Below are 19,296 nucleotides of genomic sequence, written 5' to 3'. Positions count from 1 at the left end.
CGGTTAGCGTAGCCGGGGACGGGATGTGACCATGACAGCCGATCTCGCCGTCGCGGTGTGGCCGGGTATGACGCCCCGCCTGTTGTGCACGCAGACACTCGCCGAATACACGCAAGCCGGCGGCTATGCCTCCCTTGACGATCCAACCCGGCTGCTCGACGAGGTGCGGGCCAGCGGGCTGCTCGGCCGTGGTGGCGCGGCGTTCCCGCTCGCGGTCAAGCTGCGTACGGTACGTGACAACGGTCGCGACGCGGGCGGCGCCGTCGCGGTCGCCAATGGCGAAGAAGGTGAACCGACGTCCATCAAGGACCGCTGGTTGCTGCGCAACCGGCCCCATGTGGTTCTCGACGGCCTGAGGCTGGCGGCCGCGGTGATCGGCGCGCCGCGCGGCTATCTGTATGTGTCCGACCGCCAGGCCGCCGAGCGGGTGCAGGCCGCGCTCGGCGATCTCAGCGGTGAACTCGGCTCGCTGAGCATCGAATTGGTCGTCGTCGCACCGGGTTACGTGGCGGGTGAGGAAACGGCGGCGGTCCACGTCGTCAACGGTGGTCCGGCCAAACCCACCGACAAGCCGCCACGGCCATTCGAGCAGGGCGTCGATGGGCTACCGACACTGGTGAGCAATGTCGAGACCCTGGCTCAGCTGGCGTACCTGAACATCCACGGGGCGAAGCAGTTCCGCACCGTCGGCACCGAGGCCTCACCGGGCACCTTCTTGGCGACCATCACCGGCGCGGGGCGCCCGGCCGCCCTCTACGAGCTGCCGCACGGCATCGCGATGGCGGATCTGCTGACACTGCATGGCATTGCCGCGCAGCACGTAACCGGGGCACTCATGGGTGGGTACTTCGCCGGGCTGCTCGATCGGCGCATTCTCGAGGCCACCCTCGATCACGAGACAATCCGCACGCTCGGCAGCGGGCTGGGATGCGGCGCAGTCACTGTCCTCACCGACGACTGCCCGGTGGCGGTCGCTGCGTCGGTGCTCTCCTACTTCGATCGCGAGAATGCCGGACAGTGCGGGTCCTGTTTCAACGGCACGGCGGCCATGGCGGCCGTGGCGACCGCGTTGCGCGACGGCCTGGCTTGCGAGGACGACGTGGCCCGGCTGCGGCGTTGGTCGGTGGTGCTGCGGGGCCGGGGTGCGTGCGCCACCCTCGACGGTGCGGCGAATGTGGCGGCCAGCCTGCTGGCCCAGTTTCCCGACCTCGTGCACAGGCACCTCGAGAATAATTGTCCTGCTTGCCGTTCCGACGCCTACCGCGCGGTGCGGCCCTACGAGGTGGAGCGACTCGACGATGTGGTGGGGGTATGAGGATCAAGCTGGACCGCACGATGTGCGACGGATTCGGGCTGTGCGCCAAGCACGCGCCCGAATACTTCCCACTCGACGACTGGGGATACGCGTCGCTTGCGGGCGACGGCACGATCCCGGCGGCTGATCATGACGCGGTCAAGCGTGCGCTGCTGGATTGTCCGGTGCATGCAATCATCGAATTGGCCGAACACCGATCCGTCATCGAAGCCGGGTAGGGAGTCGCGTTGTCCGAGATACCGGGCCGGCCGCTACCCACGGTCACCGCGCTGAACGAGTTCTTCTGGACCGCGGGCGCCGATGGCGTGCTGCGCATCCAGGAATGTCTGGACTGCAACGCGCTCATCCACCCACCGCAACCGGTATGCCGGTACTGCCGGAGCCACAAGCTCGGACCTCGCGACGTCTGCGGCCGCGGTTCGTTGGCGGGCTTCACCGTCAATCACCGGTTCGGTTTCCCCGACCTGCCGCCGCCGTATGTGGTTGCCGAAGTGGCCATCGCCGAAGATCCCCGGGTTCGGCTGACCACCAACATCATCGACGCCGATCCTGACGACCTCGAACTGGGGCAGCCGGTAGAGGTCGCCTTCCAGCAACGCCACGATGTCTGGCTGCCCGTCTTCCGCCCGGCGGCAGACCTCACACCCGCTCCCGCGCCGGTCGACCTCATCGCGCCCGAGGACTTCGCCAAACATGTCCGGCCGATGCTGAGCACCCAGAAGTTCGAGGACCACTCGGCCATCACCGGTATCGGTGCTTCGCGGCTGGGCCGCCGGTTGATGGTGCCACCGCTGGCGCTGACCATCGAGGCCTGCGAGGCCGCGACCGCTGACGCCGGCCTCACCCTCGACGACATCGACGGCCTGTCCACATATCCAGGACTCGATGTCGCCGGCATGGGTGAGGGCGGCGTGACCGCGCTGGAAGGCGCTCTCGGCCTGCGGCCCACATGGATCAACGGCGGCATGGACACTTTCGGGCCGGGCGGCTCGGTGATCGCGGCGATGATGGCCGTCGCCACCGGCATGGCCCGGCACGTGTTGTGCTTTCGCACCCTGTGGGAGGCGACGTTCGGCCAGCTGGTCAAGGAGGGCAAGCTCGCTCCACCGATGGGCGGCCGCACCACCAGCTGGCAACACCCCTACGGCGCCGTCTCGGCCGCACATACCTTGGCGCAGACCGCCGGACGCCATTTCCACCGGTACGGCACCACCCGTGAAACCCTGGGCTGGATCGCGCTGAACCAGCGGGCGAACGCCGCATTGAATCCGACAGCCATCTACCGGGACCCGCTCACCATGGAGGACTACCTCTCGGCACGCACCATCACCACCCCGTTCGGACTCTATGACTGCGACGTGCCGTGCGACGGCGCGGTGGCGGTGATCGTCTCGGCCGTCGACGCGGCTCGCGACCTCGCCAAACCGCCGATCCGGTTCGAGGCGGTGGGAACCCAGATCATCGAGCGCACCGACTGGGATCAGACCACCATGACCCACGAACCGCAGGTGCTGGGCCAATCTGCACACCTGTGGTCGCGAACCTCGTTACGGCCCGGCGATGTCGACGTCGCCGAACTGTACGACGGCTTCAGCTTCAACTGCCTGTCCTGGATCGAAGCCCTCGGCTTCTGTGGCATCGGCGAGGCCAAGGACTTCCTCGACGGCGGCCACAACATCGCCCGCGACGGTGTACTGCCTCTCAATACCCACGGCGGGCAGCTGTCGCACGGCCGCACCCACGGCATGGGGCTGATCCACGAGGCAGTCAGTCAGCTGCGCGGCGAGGCCGGCGATCGCCAGGTCATCGATGCCAAGGTTGCCGTGGCCAGTTCGGGTGGCCTGACTCCCAGTGGTGTCCTTCTGTTGCGGACGGACGAGTGATCGTCATGGACAAGGCGATTCCGCACCCCCGCGTCGTGATGGTCGACGGAGTCCCGATGTCGGCGCTCGTCGCCGAGGCCGCCGAACCCCGGGCCGTCATCGTGGCATTGCACGGCGGAGCCACCACGTCGGCGTACTTCGATTGCCCCGGACACCCGGAACTTTCGCTCCTGCGCGCGGGAGTGGCCAACGGCTACACCGTGATCGGCCTCGACCGGCCCGGATACGGCGCGTCAGCGGCCTACCCGGACGCCATGGCCCATCCCGACCAACGCGTGGCACTGGTGTTCGGCGCGGTCCACCGCATGGTCGGGCCGGGTGCGCTGTTCGTCCTGGGCCATTCGATGGGATGCGAGTTGGCGGTCCGCATGGCCGCCGCCTCCCGCACCGACGTGTTGGGCATCTCGCTGGCCGGCACGGGCCGCCGATATCAGGCCGCCGCCCAGGAGATCCTCAAGAACGCGGCCACCGACCATCGGCCCCCGGGGCTCCGTGATCTGCTGTGGGAGCCGGCGCGACTGTATCCCCCTGACGTCATCGGCAACGGGCTCTCGTCGGCCGGGAGCAGCTACGAGGCCGATGTCATCAAAACCTGGGCCACACAGGACTTTCCTGAACTCGCAGCCAAGATCACCAGCCCGGTGCAGTTCCTCGCCGGGGACCACGAGAAAGTGTGGGAGTCGGATGCCGCGGCGCTGGCGGCGATCGGCGCGATGTTCAGCTCCGCACCGCACGTCGACGTCGGCGAGGTCGCAGAATCCGGGCACAACCTCAGCGTCGGGCTGACCGCTGCGAGCTATCACCGCCGCGTGTTGTCGTTCGCCGGAGATTGCGTGGCCACCCGTGGCCACACCGATATGGAAGTGGAGACAGGTTGATGCGTGTCGGTTTCATCGGATTGGGCAGCCAGGGCGCCCCTATCGCACGACGGATCGTGGACGGTGGCTACGAGACCACGCTGTGGGCACGTCGTCCCGCGTCGCTCGAGCCGTTCGCCGACACCGCGGCCAAGGCCGCCGGCTCCCCCGCCGAGTTGGCCGCAGCGAGCGATCTGGTGTGCCTGTGCGTGGTCGGCGACGACGACGTGAAAGAAGTGCTGGGCGGCGATACCGGGGTCTTGGCCGGTCTCGCGCCCGGCGGCATCATCGCCATCCATTCCACGGTGCACCCCGACACCTGCCGCGAGATCGCGGCTCTGGCTGCACAGCAAGACATCTCGGTGATCGACGCTCCCGTGAGCGGCGGCGAGCCCGCAGCCAAAGCAGGTACTCTGCTGGTCATGGTGGGTGGCGACGACGACGTCGTCGAGCGGGTCCGGCCGGTGTTCGCCACCTACGCCGACCCCGTGGTGCACCTCGGCGCGGTGGGCAGCGGCCAGGTCGCGAAGATCTTGAACAACCTCTTGTTCAGCGCCAACCTCGGTGCCGCAATGAGCACCCTGGAACTCGGTGAGGCACTGGGCGTTTCGCGCGAGCGGCTCTGTGAGGTGATCACCCGCGGCTCGGCCACCAGCAAGGCGCTCAACAGTATCGCGATGTTCGGAGGCACCTTGAACAATCTCGCTCCGATCGCGGGGGCATTGCTGCAGAAAGATTGCCGCCATGCCGCGAGCCTGGCCGGTGCCGCATCCGCCCCGGAGGGAGCGGTCTTCGACGCTGCGGACGCCGCACTGCGCCTGATGAACCACGCCCGCTGATGCGCGTCGGCGTCATCGGGGCCGGCCGCATGGGCGTCCCCATGATCAGCCGGTTGGTTGCTGCCGGACACCACGTCACCGCACTGGGCCGGTCCCCTGAAAAGCGGGACGCTGTCACGGAACTGGGCGCGTCGGCGGCCTCGGATCACGTCGAGGTCGCCGACGGGGCGGACGTGGTCATCGTCTGCGTGTTCACCGACGAACAGGTCCGCGAGATCTGCGTCGCGGCTGACCTCACGGCCGCCATGAGTGCGGAAGCGGTGCTGGTTCTGCACACCACGGGAAGTCCGCACACCGCGGAGCAGGTCGCGGCGCTGGCCGCGCCACGCCACGTCGGGGTCGTCGATGCTCCGGTCAGCGGCGGTCCACACGATATCGCCGCCGCCCATTTGACAGTGTTCGCCGGGGGCGACGACCAAGCGGTGGCACATGCCAGGCCGGCGTTGGAGAGCTACGCCGACCCGGTACTCCACGTCGGCCCGCTGGGGGCAGGGCAGCGCGTCAAGCTGATCAACAACGCACTGTTCGCCGCCCAGGTCGGCCTTGTGGCCGAAGGGGTGCGGCTCGGCAGGCGGCTCGGCATCGACGAACCTACCCTGCTCAACGCATTGGTCAACGGCAGTGCGGGCAGTCGCGCCCTCAGTGGCGTCGCCGCAACGGGTTCGGCGGATGCGTTCATCGCCAGGGTCGGCGAGTTCATCGGCAAGGACGTGGCCGTGGTGCGCCGCGCCGCGGCCGATCTGCACACAGACCTTGGGCTGTTGGACCGTGTCGTCGACGCCGGGCTGCGCTGATTTCCCTTTTCAACGACACCGAGGACCGTTACTGTTACCGTTACAGTTCATCAGTTCCCCGTAACGTTCGTTGCGGCGCTCCCGGCAGCAGCCAGCCGTGAAGGAGGAGTGTGAATGACCAAGCCTCAGGTGATTTTCGATCCGTTCTCCGTGGAGTTCTTCAACGATCCGTTCGACATCTACCGACGGATGCGCCAGGACGCACCGCTGTACTACAACGCCGAGCTCGACTTCTATGCACTGACTCGGCACGACGACGTCGCGGCCGCCCTCAAGAATCACGACGCATTCTCGTCGTCTCGCGGCTGCGATCTGGCCATGGTGCAAAGCGACGAGCCGCCGCAGAAATCGATCATCTTCATGGATCCGCCCGAGCACCGGCACATGCGCAGCTTGCTCAACAAAGCGTTCACTCCGCGGGCGATCCAGGCTCAGAAGGACACCGTGATCGAGCAGATCGAACACTTCCTCGGGCAGATCGACTCCGACGAATTCGATGTCGTACAGGACTTCTCGGGCCCGTTCCCGGTAGAGGTCATCACCCGGATGGCGGGGGTGGATCCGGAATACCGCCAGCAGGTTCGGCACTGGATCGACACCAGCCTGTCGCGCGAACCCGGCCAGATCGGCTTCACCGAAGCAGGCATGCAAGCCACCATCGACACCGGTATCTACTACTACTCGCTGGTGCAGAAGCGTCGCGAAGACCCGCAGGACGACATGATCAGCCGGCTCATCGCCGCCGAGATCCCAGGCGAGGACGGTCAGCTCCGACGGCTCGACGACATCGAGATCACTGGCTTCGCAACCCTTCTCGGCGGGGCCGGAGCCGAGACTGTCACCAAGCTCGTCGGCACGGCGATGGTTTTGTTCGCTCGTCATCCCGAGCAGTGGCAGAAGCTGCTCGATGATCGCGACAAGGTCCCGGCCGCCGTCGAAGAGCTGCTGCGCTATGAGGGCCCCGTTCAGTACAACGTGCGCTACACGCTCAAGGAGGCCGACGTACCCAGCGGCACCATCCCGGCAGGCAAGGCGGTGTTCCTGATCAGCGCCGCGGCCAACCGCGATCCCGACGCGTTCACCGATCCCGACGCCTTCGACATCGACCGCGACCGCACGCAGGCACAGAACCTCGGCCTCGGGTACGGCATCCACAGTTGTCTGGGTGCCGCGCTGGCGCGGATGGAAAGCTGCATCGCCCTGGAGAAACTGCTCGACTTCATGCCACGCTACGAAGTCAAGTGGGATGGCCTGCAACGAGTTCACATGCAGAACGTGGCAGGCTACTCGCATGTACCGGTGAGGAGACTTTCGTGAGCAAGGTGCACGTGGACTTCGGCCTGTGCGAAAGCAACGCGGTCTGCATGGGCATCATCCCCGAGGTGTTCGACCTCGACGATCAAGACTATCTGCACATACTGCAAGACGACGTGACGCCGGAGAACGAAGCGCAGATCCGCGAGGCGGTGCGCCAATGCCCGCGGCAGGCCATCTCTCTCCGTTGAGTCTGCGCCCAGGGCGCATATGTGCGAGTGGCGGGCACCCTGTGCGCAGAGTCGGCGCATGGAATTTCAGGTCGGGAATCCCGAGAAGATCACGCCGTTGCACTCGGCGGCGCGTGCTCGCACCTTCGCGGCCGCCTGGTACGCGTCGGAGTAGTACCACTCGCGCGCCGCATCCACCGAGTCGAATTCCAGCACCACCGTTTGGGTTCCGTGCCACGAACCCTCGATCACTTCGGGCTTCTGAGCGACGGCGACGATGGTCGCACCGGCCATCGCCTGCATCGAGAGCTTGCCGTATTCGGCCATACCGGCCGGGTCCTTGACATCCTCGGTGATGATCACATACCCCTTGGGCCCACCGGACATGGACGAATCTCCTTGACTAGTCATTCGTTTCGATGATTGCTTGTTCGGGGCAGTTCACGACGGCCTCACGAGCGGAATCCTGCAACTCCGCCGGAACATCCTCGGGGTCGGCCACTGCGTAGCCGTCGTCGGACAGGCTGAAGATCTCGGGGCACATCGTCAGACACATGCCGTGTCCACGACAGCGGTCCTCGTCGACGGTCACCTTCATCGGACGTCAAACTCCAGGTGCAATTCGGTGAGGCCGCGCAGGATGAAGGTCGGGATGTAGGTGTAGCGCCGCTCACCGGGCGGTCCGTGCCGGTCCGCGGAGATGCGGATGTCGTTGGTGCGGTCGAGGAGTCGCTCGATGCCGACGCGGGTCTCCGCGCGTGCCAACGGCGCGCCTGGACAGCTGTGGATGCCGCGACCGAAGGCCAGGTGCTGGCGGGCGTTCTTGCGGGCGGGGTCGAACGTGTCGGGGTCCTGGAACCGGCGCGGGTCGCGATTCGCAGCGCTGTTGAGCACCATTACCGTTGTGCCTGCGCTCAATTCGGTCTCACCGACGGTGACCGGGCAGCGCGACAGCCGGAAGTCGCCTTTGACGGGGCTCTCGATGCGCAATGTCTCCTCGATGAAATTCGGGATGAGGCTGCGGTCGTCGCGCAGTCGCCGCTGAATGTCGGGCTGCTCCGCGAGCACCTTGAGCGCGGTGCTCAACAGCCGCACCGTGGTTTCCTGTCCGGCGGAAAACACGTTGGTGGCCACGCGGGCCACGTCGCCGACATCGGGAACCAAGCCGTCGGGGAAGGTGGCTTCGGCAAGCCCGGTCAACACGTCGTCGCGCGGGTGGGCGCGGCGGTCGGCGACGTAGTCGGAAAACTGCCCGTAGAGGAATTCCAGCGGGCTGTGCGCCAGCGATGCCTTGCTGGTGCTGCCGACCCCTCCGCCGGAATGCTGTTTGATGCCGTCCACGAACCCCTGTCGATCCTCCTCAGGGATGCCGAGCAGATCGGCGATGACCAGCAGGGTGAACGGGCTCGCGAACCCTTTGATGAAATCGCCTTCGCCAGGCGCCAGATACGTGTCGAGCACCTCGTCGGCAAGCTGCCACATTGCGTCCTCGTTCTCCTTGAGGCGCTTCGGCGTGATGAGCCGCATCAGAAGTGAACGGTGATCGGTGTGGGTCGGTGGGTCCAGGGTCGGCAGCTGATCACTGAACGGCAGTTCGTTGCGGTGCTTTTCGATCAGCGCGGTCACTTCGTCGGCACTGCGGCCTTCCAACGGCACCGGAAATCCAGGGAAGGGTCCCGTGACCGAGATGCACGACGAGAAGGTCTCTTCGTCGTTGTAGACCGCGACCGCTTCATCCCAGCCGGTCACCATGGTCACGCCGTAGTGGCCCTCTCGACTGACCGGGCACTGGTCACGAAGCGCCTCGAAGAACGGATACGGGTCATCGACCAATCGTTCATCGCGGAAGAAATCGATACCCGTTGGGTCGATCGCCATGCGTAGCTCCCGTTCCAGCCGCACGATCGTGAGAATGCGGCTCTCATCTTTGAACATTACATTTCCACAGCGTCGGTTGCTCGTCAACGTAGGGCGCGGGCCGACGATGTTCCGCGGTCACGATTCAACAGTTAGTTAGACGAACGTCGACTATTTCCACCAGCTCAATGCCCTGTTACAGTCCCGATATGCCCCGCTCGGACACGCCTTCCATAGCTGACGGTAGTCAGCGCCGAGCATCATTTCAGCGGGCCCGATCGCACCGGACCAAGCGCGAGTTGGTGCAGGCCGCGATGGCGTTGTGGCGGACCAACGGCTACGCCAAGACCACGGTCGCCGACATCTGCCGCGCCGCGGGGGTATCCCGCGCGCTGTTCTACTTCTACTTCCCGGCCAAAGAGGATGTGCTGTTCGAGGTCGGGCTGTTGTCCACCCGTTCAGCGCAGCGGCGCATGGAGTCGTTGGTCGGCGCCGACTACGACTTGGTGGAGGTGATCGCTCAAGGGCTGCGCAGTTTGGAACGGTCCATGGCCCGCAACCCTCCGGAACTCATCATCGAAACCATCCTCGAGGGCTACCGGCACGAGCACCGCATCCTGGCCGGCGTCTCGGCACCCGATGCGGCCGCTGCCGACATGTTCGGCGCCCTGTTCGCCCGGGCCCAGTCCGACGGCCGACTGGCCGGCCACGTCGATGTCGCCCACCTGTCGCACCTGGCGCAGATCCTCGTCAGCGAGGGCGTACGGCACTGGGCGGGCGGCAGCTACGGAAAGCGCTCGTTCGCCGACGTCGTCACGTGCGACATCGCCGCACTCATCGCCGGATTCAACCACCAGTAGGAGGCCCAACCGTGGCTTGGGATTTCGAGACCGACCCCGAGTACCAGAAGCTGCTCGACTGGGCCGACGAATTCGTCCGTGACAAGGTCGAGCCGCTCGACCTGGTATGGCCGCACCAGCAGTTCACCCCGCTGGCGGGCGGCCGGCGCGATGCCGTGGATCCCCTGAAAGCCGAGGTCCGCCGTCAGGGCCTGTGGGCCACCCACCTCGGGCCCGAACTCGGTGGGCAGGGCTACGGCCAACTCAAACTCGCGCTGCTCAACGAGATCCTCGGCCGCTCGCAGTGGGCGCCCATCGTTTTCGGATGCCAGGCACCCGATACCGGCAACGCGGAGATCATCGCGCACTACGGCACGGACGCACAGAAGGAACGCTATCTGCGTCCACTGCTCGAAGGCGAGCTGTTCTCGTGCTACTCGATGACCGAGCCCCATGCCGGAGCCGACCCGACGCTGTTCACCACCAGGGCCGTACGCGATGGCGACGACTGGATTATCAATGGGTGGAAGTTCTTCTCTTCCAACGCCGCAACCGCGTCGTTCCTCATCGTCATGGTGGTCACAGATCCCGATGTCAGTGCCTACCAGGGCATGTCGATGTTCCTGGTGCCCACCGACACTCCCGGGGTGAAGATCGTCCGCAATGTCGGCCTGTACGGCGAGCGGGACAACGAGGGTTCGCATGCGTTGATCCACTACGACAACGTCCGGGTGCCCGGCGACGCCCTGCTCGGCGGTGAAGGGAAGGCCTTCGTCATCGCGCAAACCCGTTTGGGGGGCGGGCGGATTCACCATGCCATGCGCACCATCGGGTTGGCCCGGAAAGCGTTGGACATGATGTGTGAGCGGGCCCTGAGCCGCCAGACGCAGGGCAGCCGGTTGTCGGACAAGCAGTTCGTGCAGGGCTACATCGCAGACTCCTACGCGCAGCTGCTGCAGTTCCGGCTGATGGTGCTCTACACCGCGTGGGAGATCGACAAGTACAACGACTACAAGAAAGTCCGAAAAGACATCGCCGCGGTCAAGGTGGTGATGCCCACCGTGCTGCACGATATCGCTTGGCGGGCAATGCAGATCCACGGTGCGCTGGGCGTCACCAATGAGATGCCATTCCTGGGTATGGTCACCGGTGCGGCCGTGATGGGGCTGGCCGACGGCCCCACCGAGGTGCACAAGACCACCGTGGCCCGCCAGGTGCTGCGCGACTACCAACCCACCGAGGGCACCTGGCCGACCGAGTGGATCCCCGGCAAGCGCGAGGCCGCGCGGGCCAAGTTTGCGGAGTACCTCGACGCTGAGGTAGGAAACCTGTGAGCGAGATAGACGTTGTGCGCCTTGCCGATTGGATGGATGCCGCAGGTATGCCCGGCAAGGGCGAACCGGTTGAGGCGCGGTTTCTGTCCGGCGGCACTCAGAACGTGATCTACGAGATCCGCCGTGGCGAGCAGAGCTGTGTGCTGCGCATGCCGCCGACGGGTGCCCCGCCCGACCGCGACAAGGGCATCCTGCGGGAGTGGCGGATCATCGAGGCGCTCGACGGCACCGACGTTCCGCACACCGCGGCAGTCGGGGTCTGCGCCGATCCCGAGATCCTCGGACGGCCGTTCTATCTCATGGGATTCGTCGACGGCTGGTCGCCGATGGACCACCGCGGCCGCTGGCCCGAACCGTTCGACAGCGATCTGGCCACCCGGCCCGGCTTGAGCTATCAACTCGCCGAGGGTATCGCGCTGCTGGCAGGCGTGGATTGGCAGGAACACGGTCTCGGCGATCTGGGCCGGCCCGATGGTTTTCACGAACGCCAGGTGGACCGCTGGATCGGCTTCCTCGACCGCATCAAGAACCGCGACCTGCCGGGGCTCGAGGTCGCCACCGCATGGCTGCGTGCCCACCGGCCTCTCGACTTCGTACCGGGCCTCATGCACGGGGATTACCAGTTCGCCAATGTCATGTACCGGCACGGCGCACCCGCGCGGTTGGCCGCGATCGTCGACTGGGAAATGGGCACCGTCGGCGATCCGAAACTGGACCTCGCCTGGATGGTGCACAGCTGGCCTGCAGGTGAATCGAGCGAGTCCGACATGACTTACGTGGACATGCGCGGAATGCCGTCACGCGATCAGGTGGTCGAACACTATGCCGAGGTGTCAGGCCGTCAGGTCGACGATCTCGACTATTACCTGGTGCTGGCCAAGTGGAAGTTGGCAATCGTGCTGGAGCAGGGCTTTCAGCGTGCCGGCGACGACGCGAAACTGCTCGCGTTCGGCCCGGTGGTCACCGAGCTGATGCGTTCGGCGGCAGACCTCGCCGAGTCCAGCGACTACCGGTGAAGGCCGCCGTCTGCCCGCGGTACGGCCCCCCGGAGGCGGTACGAGTCGAGGAGTTGCCCTCCCCCGCACTGCAACCCGGGCAGGTACGCGTTCAGGTCGCCGCCGCGGCGGTGAACTATCCCGACGTGCTTTTGGTGGCCGACCGCTACCAGGTGCATGTGCCGCCACCGTTCATCCCCGGTAGCGAGTTCTCCGGCACGATCACCGAGATATGCAGTCCGGAAGGAGATTTCGAGATCGGCGCCAAAGTGACCGGCTCCGCAATGTTCGGCGCGTTCGCCGAGGAGGTGTGCGTGCCCGCGGGCTCACTGGCACGGGTCCCCGGCGGCGTCGACGACCGTAGTGCCGCGGCGTCCGGCGTGGCACACCGAACCGCCTATCACGCCCTGCGCTCGATGGCTCGCGTGCAGTCCGGCGATGGCGTCGTGATTCTCGGCGCGGGCGGCGGTGTCGGATTGGCCGCGGTCCAACTCGCCGCGGCCTTGGGCACCCGGGTCACTGCCGTCGCGTCGTCGAACGAAAAGCTCGACGTGGCACGGCGTTACGGCGCCGCCGCCGTCGTCAACCATCGCAGCGGTGACCTTCGCGCTGCGCTGCTGGAGGCCGCGCCCGACGGTGCACATGCCGTCATCGACCCGGTCGGCGGGGAATTGTCCGAGCCGGCGTTGCGATCGCTGCGGCGCGGAGGGCGGTTCGTCACCGTCGGGTACGCCTCCGGCGTCATCCCCCGAATTCCGCTGAATCTGGTGCTGGTCAAGGGTGTTCACGTTCTCGGCTTCCAGTTCCAGGACGTGCCGGGCGAGGAATTCGCCCGCAACGAGGCTGAGCTGCGTGGCCTGTTGGCGAGCGGGACCATCGCGCCGCACATCGGCGCGGTATATCCCCTGTCCGAGGTCGCCGCCGCACTGCGGCATGTCGCCGACGGGCGCGCCGTGGGCAAGGTGCTCATCGCGCTTTCGGCTGATAGCAGTACTCCCATCACGCCGTGATCTTGTCGTCGCGCACCTCGCGGTCGCCCCTTGACCGGGCAATCCCCAGCCTGCTAAGCAGATGCACAGCACCTTCAATCCGGTCAGGAGATCAGCTGTGCCCACGACAACCGAAGCCGATCTGTACTACGACCCCTACAACATCGACCTCAACATGAATCCCTCCCCGGTGTTCGCCCGGCTCAGGGAAGAAGCCCCGCTCTACTTCAACGAACAGCATGACTTCTACGCGCTGAGCCGCTACGAGGACGTCAACAAGGGCGTGATCGACCACGACACGTTCATCTCGGGTCGCGGTGCCCTGCTGGAACTCATCAAGTCCGGCATGGAAATCCCGCCGGGCACATTGATCTTCGAAGATCCACCGATCCACAACATCCACCGCAACCTGCTGTCACGGGTGTTCACGCCGCGTAAGGTGCTCGCGCTCGAACCGCAGATCCGCGAGTTCACCACGCGCTGCCTGGATCCGCTGGTCGGGACGGGCAAGTTCGACTTCGTCAACGATCTCGGGGAGCAGATGCCGATGCGGGTCATCGGCATGTTGCTCGGCATCCCCGAAGATCGTCAGCAGCAGATCACCGCCCACGGCGAGCAGACGCTGCAGGGCAAGACGGTCGAATCGCTGGCCACCGGTGAAGTGTTCGCAGAGTTCATCGACTGGCGGGCCGAACATCCGTCGGACGACATCATAACCGACCTACTCAATGCCGAATTCACCGACGAGACCGGCACGATGCGCAAGCTTCGCCGCGACGAGTTGCTCCTGTATCTGACTGTCATCGCCACTGCCGGCTCTGAAACCACCACCCGGCTGCTCGGCTGGGCCGGTAAGACGTTGGCCGAAGTGCCGGATCAACGGCGCGACCTAGCCCTGAACCCTGGACTGATACCCCAGGCGATCGAGGAGATTCTGCGCTGGGAACCACCGGCGCTGCAGCTCGCCCGCTACGTCAGCCGTGACGTCGAGTACTACGGCCACACCGTGCCGGAAGGTTCGGCGATGCTGCTGTTGGTCGGCGCAGCCAACCGCGACCACCGCAGGTTTGCGCCCGACGGGGACGTCTTCGACATCTACCGGGAACATCACTCGCATCTGACATTCGGCGCGGGCACGCATTTCTGTATGGGCAATGCGCTGGCTCGATTGGAGCTGCGCATCGCCATGGAAGAGATCCTCAAGCGATTCCCGGAGTGGGAGGTCGACTGGTCGAACGCGGTAGCGTCGGAAACCGCCGCGGTCCGCGGGTGGGCCGCGATGCCCACATTCGTCTCCTGATCGGCACAACAAAATCCGCCCTGGCCGGCGCACTGTGGTGCCGTCCAGGGCGGACGTCGAGCGGGCTTGCGGCCGCGCATCAGAAAGGCAGGTCGACGAAACCGCCTGTGGTGTTGGTCTCGTCGTGATTGTCGACGGTGTAGTGCGGTCCGACTGGCGACACGGGCTGTGCCTGAGCCGGCGCTGCGAAGCCGAACACCGCTGCGGCCATCCCACTGGCGATCAGAGTGCCAAATCCGATCTTCTTCATTTTGGTGCCTTCTTCCATATTCGTCGGGCGGTGTTCGAGTCGTGCGGCCCGGACGCCTTCGGTCGGCGGTTAGGTGGTGCATCTTGCCGATCTGACACATCAAACATGGAGGTCAGCGGGATAATTCCGGTGGCAGAAATTGATCTGCGGCTGGCAGAAATGATGCGCTGCCGCGCCGCGAAAAGCGGCGGCGTGCGCACCTCTGAGCGGGCTCCGCGGCAAACTCGTGGATCTACCCTCGGGCAACCACCGCCGCCACGATGCTCATCGCGGGGGCAGCTTTGAGCGCGGGGATCACACCACGGTAGGCAACGCTGAATCCTGCATGAAACATCCTCTCCTGCATAACCCTTGGATCACGCGAGATCGCCGACGCTGGACAAGTGCCAGTCCAAAATTTGAGAGCCGGTCATGAACGCGACGTCGTCGTGGCTGCGGATATGGGCCAGTGCTTCATCGAGGTATCTCAGTCGGTGCGGTACAGCCATGATGTAGGGATGGACCACCAATGCCATGACTCGCGCTGAATCCGCGGAGTCCGCGTAGAGCTGGTCGAACTGGTCGATCGCGCGTTGCCGGTATTCAGAGGCCGGGTGGTGCTGGATCAGCATCATCGCCACGTCATTGCATTCCTGCGTATAGGGGATGCTGGTGATCGGCTTGGTTCGTGTTTTCAGCGCGGTCGGCTGGTCGTCGAGCACCCAGTCACAGACGTATTCGTAGCCCTCTTCGGCGAGGAGGTCCGGTGTTTCCCATGTTTCGGTGAGTCCCGGGCCCAGCCAGCCACGCGGTGCGCGGCCGGTTACGCCGAGAATGGCCTTTGTGGTGGCCTGGATGTCTGCACGTTCGTCGGCTACCTTCTGCATGTTCTTCTGGGTGAAGCCATGCCCGATGAACTCCCACTCGCGATGCAGCGCGGCATCGGTGATCGACGGGTAGGCCTCGATGGCGCTACCGTTGATCGCCAGAACTGCTGGGATTTCGTGTTTGTCGATCACGTTGAGTAGTCGCCAAAATCCGACGCGGTTACCGTATTCGTGCCAGCACCAGTTGGGTATGTCAGGGGTCGGTACACCACCCGCCGGAGGCGACAACACTGTGCGCGGCATCGGTTCGGTGGGCGACCATTCCTCAACATTGACGATCAGCCACACCGCCATGCGCTTGCCATCAGGGAGGCGACGTGCGGGGCGATCGGTGATAGCGCTGTAGCTGATACGTTCGTAGGGCAACATGATTCTCCTGGGGTTGTCAGTCAACGGAAAAGGTGAGCGTCTGCAGGCCGTCGATGCGTACGGTGACGATGTCGCCCGGTGTCAACATCCCGACGCCTGCGGGTGTCCCTGTGTAGATGAGGTCGCCAGGCTTGAGGACGTATTGACGTGACAGTTGGGCGATGATCTCGGGGACGTTCCAGATCATCAGCCCGAGTGTGGTCCGTTGTCGTTCAACGCCGTTGACGGACAATGTCAGTGTCGAGTTCGCGTTGCCGTTCCACCCGCCGGCCGGGGTGATCACACCGCACGGTGCGGAGTGATCGAAGGATTTGCCTGCTTCCCAAGGGCGCATTTGCGCGCGACATTCGCGTTGCCGGTCACGCCGCGTCAGGTCAACGCCCGCGGCGTAGCCGTAGACCAGATCCAGTGCGGTCTCGGCCGACACGGCCGAACCCTCGACCCCGATCGCGACGACAAGCTCGCCTTCGAACTCGAGTTCCTCGGTGTCCGGCGGGTAGTTCACGGTGTCACCGGATCCTACGAGGGCGTCGGTCGGTTTCTGGAAGAAGAAGGGATCGTCACGTTCATCGCCTTCTTTCATTTCTAGAATGTGATCGACGTAGTTCCTTCCGACACAATAGATTCGACGAACGGGAAACTGTATGTCGTTGCCCAGCACCGGGATTGTTGGGGAAATGGACGGCCATAGTGTTGCAGTCATGGGTGTTGCAGACTCCTTGAAGTTGCGGTGCGGTGGTGATTGACGGTGCAGTTGTTCAGCAGAAGCGTGAGTCCGGCGCAGATCAGCGATAGGCCGCTGATTTGGACAAGCCCGGCTGCGATCCATGAGATTGCGGCCACCAGGTCGCTGTAGAGCAGGCCTGCGAATGCCGCGGCGATATAGATGCACGTGATGAACAGGCCCGATGCTTGACTGGTTCGCGAAGGGTCGACGCTTCTCACCAACGATGCGGCGAGAGCGACGTACAGCCCGCTGCTGGCGATGAGTCCGAAGATGAGAGACCAGGCGCACTGCCACCACACTTCTGCGGGTCCGGCGAACAGCGCTGCACCGGCCACGGCCTGCATCAAACAGAGGGCGGTGATGAAGACTTTCGGATTCAAGCGGTCGGTCAACCATCCTCCTAGGGGCGATGCGAAGGCAGCCAGACCGGACAGACTCACTGCCAGGCCGGCATCGCCTGCGCTGAATCCGTGGTGCTCGCGCAGAAAAGTCGCGTACATGCCGATGTAGCCAAAGTCGATGAGGCCGAACAGCGCGGTCACGCCGGCGAGGATGAGCGGGTTTCGGCTTCGAAGTGATGGACCGTCTCCGCCGCGTGGTTGTGCGTCGTCGGTCGGCTCAGGGTTGAGCTCGGTGAGCCGCGGGGACACTACAAACGCGACCATCACGGCCAACGCCAGGCCAAGCATCGCAAAACAGATCATCGGAGCACGCCACGTGTGGTAGCGCTCCAGCAGCGCGACGCCCAGAAGTGGTCCCACGACAGAACCGAGGGCAAAGGCCGTATTGACCGCTCCGATCGCCACGCCGCGTCGCTGGGGAAAGGCGGTGGAGGCAACGGTGAGAATGGCGCCCAGCTGCATCGCTTCGCCGACACCGGAAGCCACACGCCACAGCAGCATGTCGGCAAATCCCAAGCTGACGACCGTCAGCAGAGTTGCCAGCGAGAACAGCGCCGTACCCGCGATAATGGTGCTTTTTCGGCCGTAGCGCTGCAGCGCGTATCCGAGGGGGACGCCGGTGAGCCCCATACCCAGCGCGAACATGGTGGACTGCAAGCCGGCCAGGGACAGTTCGAATTGGTATTCGGTGCGGATGTCTGTGAGTAGTACTGGAAAGATCATCCGGTCCATGGCATTGACCGAGTAAGCCAGCAGAACTGCGGCGAACATGGTCCATGCTGTTGTGCTGGACAGCGGTGTCATGTCCGCGGCGTTGCGGGTGATATTGCGCATGGTCACTTCCGTGTGGTCGGTTCAGCTCTGCCAGTGACCGGCTGCGGCGGCCCGTGCGACGATGGCGTCGCGGCGTGATTGTGCAATCGAGCCGATGTCACGCACCGACGGTTGGGTCAACGCACCGTCATGTTTGAGAATCCGTCCGTCGGCGATGACGGTTTTCACGTTGTCTGTCCTGCCGTTGTAGACAAGCGTTTCGAAGGGATCGCCGACGGGGAGCAGGTTCGGATCTTGACGAATCAGGATGATGTCGGCACGTTTTCCGATGGCGATGGAGCCAGTAGAGTCAGCCAGGCCCAGCCCGTCGGCGGCTTCGATCGTGAACATGCGCAGTAGTTTTCGGGCAGTGATGTCGGTGGATCCGGTACGGGCGCGTTCGACCGACAACACGGTGCGCAGGGCGGTGAATACGTCTGCGGTGGTGGGCATGGCCAGCGTGTCAATCGAGAAGCTCGTCTGGATACCCGCGGCGATGAGCTCGGAGACTTGGGGAAAGCCCATCGTCTGCAGTTCAGTGACGGGGCTCAGCGAGACGGTGGTTCCGGTGCGTGTCAACGCGGCGAGGTCTTCGGTTGAGGCATGTACCGCATGGACGATCTGGACGTCGGGACCGAGGAGCCCTTCGCTGTCGAGCAGCGTCAATCCGCAGCTTTTGCAGCCTCTTTCACGTAGGCATCGGTCACAGTGCATGGTGATGGGTAGCTTGGCTGCACGCGCGTACCGCCATTCTTCGCGATAGACCTCTGGAGTAGTCCGGTAGGGGCCGCGCAAGGCGACTCCGAAGGTGATCCGACCGTCGAGGAGATCCGGGGTCCAGCGCCTGAGCATGGATTGCACGCCATGCAGGTCCATCGGTTCTTCGCTGCCACTGTTGTCCCGCGGACCATAGGAGAATCGACCGCGCAGACCGGCGTCGAGATGTGCGCTGATATTGGCGTCCACGTCGTCAGCGTTGCGGACGTTGTGGTCCCAGTTGTGGACCGTGGTAAACCCAGCGTCGACTGCTTCGGCTAGCCCGAACCGTGCTGCCCAGTAGAAGTCTGACACGTCGTGATGCGGCGCCAACGATCGCTTGACCGTGAAGTAGTCACGGTCTGGCGCATCGCCGACCGTGCCCCGCAGCAGCGAGTTCCACAAGTGCCAATGCGTATCGATGAACCCCGGCAGCACGAAGTGACTGCTTGCATCGATGACAGTTGCGTTGTTGCTGTGCACGTTTGGCCCAATCTCGACGATGGCGCCGTCGTCGATCAGAATGTCGACCGGTTGCGGGTCGTGATCATCCATCGCCACAACCAGGCCATCGCGTATCAGCAGCGTCTGACGGTCTGGGAGGTCCTGCGTGCGGTCGAGGGTCATC

General features: G+C 64.8%; 21 protein-coding genes. 13 read left to right on the top strand and 8 right to left on the bottom strand.

The genetic code is table 11. The features are described from left to right. Positions 1–31: 31 nt before the first annotated feature. From RMCB_RS33450 to RMCB_RS33415, 8 genes are all read left to right on the top strand, one after another. The gene (locus RMCB_RS33450; protein ID WP_062832157.1) at positions 32–1,315 is read left to right on the top strand and encodes an NADH-ubiquinone oxidoreductase-F iron-sulfur binding region domain-containing protein; all 1,284 of its coding nucleotides are present in this window, start codon (positions 32–34) and stop codon (positions 1,313–1,315) included. Continuing rightward, entirely contained in the window at positions 1,312–1,533 is a 222-nt protein-coding gene (locus RMCB_RS33445) for a ferredoxin (RefSeq protein WP_062832156.1), read from the top strand. The genes RMCB_RS33450 and RMCB_RS33445 overlap by 4 nt, the downstream gene beginning before the upstream one ends. 9 nt (positions 1,534–1,542) lie before the next feature. Next, positions 1,543–3,198 carry a thiolase C-terminal domain-containing protein gene (locus RMCB_RS33440; RefSeq protein WP_062832155.1) on the top strand — a complete coding sequence of 552 codons (1,656 nt, stop codon included), beginning with the start codon at positions 1,543–1,545 and terminating at the stop codon, positions 3,196–3,198. A 5-nt stretch (positions 3,199–3,203) separates the two neighbouring features. Further along, positions 3,204–4,076: an alpha/beta fold hydrolase gene (locus RMCB_RS33435; protein WP_062832286.1), complete on the top strand. Its 873-nt coding sequence runs from the start codon at positions 3,204–3,206 to the stop codon at positions 4,074–4,076. After that, the gene (locus tag RMCB_RS33430; protein ID WP_062832154.1) at positions 4,076–4,894 is read left to right on the top strand and encodes an NAD(P)-dependent oxidoreductase; all 819 of its coding nucleotides are present in this window, start codon (positions 4,076–4,078) and stop codon (positions 4,892–4,894) included. Before RMCB_RS33435 ends, RMCB_RS33430 begins: the two co-directional genes overlap by 1 nt. Next, positions 4,894–5,688 (top strand): NAD(P)-dependent oxidoreductase, encoded by a 795-nt coding sequence (locus tag RMCB_RS33425; RefSeq protein WP_062832153.1) that lies wholly within the window; start codon positions 4,894–4,896, stop codon positions 5,686–5,688. The genes RMCB_RS33430 and RMCB_RS33425 overlap by 1 nt, the downstream gene beginning before the upstream one ends. A 114-nt stretch (positions 5,689–5,802) precedes the next feature. Beyond that, entirely contained in the window at positions 5,803–7,005 is a 1,203-nt protein-coding gene (locus RMCB_RS33420; protein WP_062832152.1) for a cytochrome P450, read from the top strand. Beyond that, the gene (locus RMCB_RS33415) at positions 7,002–7,193 is read left to right on the top strand and encodes a ferredoxin (protein ID WP_062832151.1); all 192 of its coding nucleotides are present in this window, start codon (positions 7,002–7,004) and stop codon (positions 7,191–7,193) included. Before RMCB_RS33420 ends, RMCB_RS33415 begins: the two co-directional genes overlap by 4 nt. A 66-nt stretch (positions 7,194–7,259) precedes the next feature. Here the strand turns inward: RMCB_RS33415 and RMCB_RS33410 are convergent, their stop codons facing one another. The 3 genes from RMCB_RS33410 to RMCB_RS33400 are packed head-to-tail and all read right to left on the bottom strand — an operon-like array spanning position 7,260 to position 9,050. Then, complete coding sequence (locus RMCB_RS33410; protein WP_062832150.1) at positions 7,260–7,559, bottom strand: DUF1330 domain-containing protein; 300 nt, start codon at positions 7,557–7,559, stop codon at positions 7,260–7,262. 16 nt (positions 7,560–7,575) lie between these two features. Further along, a complete protein-coding gene (locus tag RMCB_RS33405; protein WP_062832149.1) occupies positions 7,576–7,770 on the bottom strand; it encodes a ferredoxin in 195 nt (64 codons plus the stop codon). Beyond that, positions 7,767–9,050 carry a cytochrome P450 gene (locus RMCB_RS33400; RefSeq protein WP_062832285.1) on the bottom strand — a complete coding sequence of 428 codons (1,284 nt, stop codon included), beginning with the start codon at positions 9,048–9,050 and terminating at the stop codon, positions 7,767–7,769. The genes RMCB_RS33405 and RMCB_RS33400 overlap by 4 nt, the downstream gene beginning before the upstream one ends. A gap of 188 nt (positions 9,051–9,238) precedes the next feature. Between RMCB_RS33400 and RMCB_RS33395 the strand changes: the two genes are divergently transcribed. From RMCB_RS33395 to RMCB_RS33375, 5 genes are all read left to right on the top strand, one after another. Beyond that, positions 9,239–9,889, top strand: coding sequence for a TetR/AcrR family transcriptional regulator (locus RMCB_RS33395; protein WP_084388672.1), 651 nt, complete (start codon positions 9,239–9,241; stop codon positions 9,887–9,889). 11 nt (positions 9,890–9,900) lie between these two features. After that, positions 9,901–11,202 carry an acyl-CoA dehydrogenase family protein gene (locus RMCB_RS33390; RefSeq protein WP_062832147.1) on the top strand — a complete coding sequence of 434 codons (1,302 nt, stop codon included), beginning with the start codon at positions 9,901–9,903 and terminating at the stop codon, positions 11,200–11,202. 32 nt (positions 11,203–11,234) lie between these two features. Beyond that, positions 11,235–12,218, top strand: coding sequence for a phosphotransferase family protein (locus tag RMCB_RS33385; RefSeq protein ID WP_062832146.1), 984 nt, complete (start codon positions 11,235–11,237; stop codon positions 12,216–12,218). Further along, positions 12,215–13,207: an NADPH:quinone oxidoreductase family protein gene (locus tag RMCB_RS33380; protein WP_062832145.1), complete on the top strand. Its 993-nt coding sequence runs from the start codon at positions 12,215–12,217 to the stop codon at positions 13,205–13,207. The genes RMCB_RS33385 and RMCB_RS33380 overlap by 4 nt, the downstream gene beginning before the upstream one ends. Positions 13,208–13,268: 61 nt before the next feature. After that, positions 13,269–14,486, top strand: coding sequence for a cytochrome P450 (locus RMCB_RS33375; protein ID WP_062832144.1), 1,218 nt, complete (start codon positions 13,269–13,271; stop codon positions 14,484–14,486). Between the two features lie 79 nt (positions 14,487–14,565). On the opposite strand, the gene RMCB_RS36180 is transcribed toward RMCB_RS33375, so the two are convergent. From RMCB_RS36180 to RMCB_RS33350, 5 genes are all read right to left on the bottom strand, one after another. After that, a complete protein-coding gene (locus RMCB_RS36180) occupies positions 14,566–14,736 on the bottom strand; it encodes a hypothetical protein (RefSeq protein WP_165606361.1) in 171 nt (56 codons plus the stop codon). A 356-nt stretch (positions 14,737–15,092) separates the two neighbouring features. Next, entirely contained in the window at positions 15,093–15,971 is an 879-nt protein-coding gene (locus tag RMCB_RS33365) for a polysaccharide deacetylase family protein (RefSeq protein ID WP_062832142.1), read from the bottom strand. A 16-nt stretch (positions 15,972–15,987) separates the two neighbouring features. After that, the gene (locus tag RMCB_RS33360) at positions 15,988–16,674 is read right to left on the bottom strand and encodes a fumarylacetoacetate hydrolase family protein (RefSeq protein ID WP_062832141.1); all 687 of its coding nucleotides are present in this window, start codon (positions 16,672–16,674) and stop codon (positions 15,988–15,990) included. Beyond that, entirely contained in the window at positions 16,671–17,933 is a 1,263-nt protein-coding gene (locus RMCB_RS33355) for an MFS transporter (RefSeq protein WP_063979700.1), read from the bottom strand. The genes RMCB_RS33360 and RMCB_RS33355 overlap by 4 nt, the downstream gene beginning before the upstream one ends. Positions 17,934–17,954: 21 nt before the next feature. Beyond that, positions 17,955–19,295, bottom strand: a complete 1,341-nt coding sequence (locus RMCB_RS33350) for an amidohydrolase family protein (RefSeq protein WP_131805602.1) — start codon at positions 19,293–19,295, stop codon at positions 17,955–17,957. Position 19,296 lies beyond the last annotated feature (1 nt).

The sequence above is a fragment of the Mycolicibacterium brisbanense genome, from assembly GCF_001570425.1.
Lineage (GTDB): Bacteria > Actinomycetota > Actinomycetes > Mycobacteriales > Mycobacteriaceae > Mycobacterium > Mycobacterium brisbanense.
Note: the sequence above shows the minus strand (reverse complement) of the source record. Positions and strands in the feature narration are given on the sequence as shown.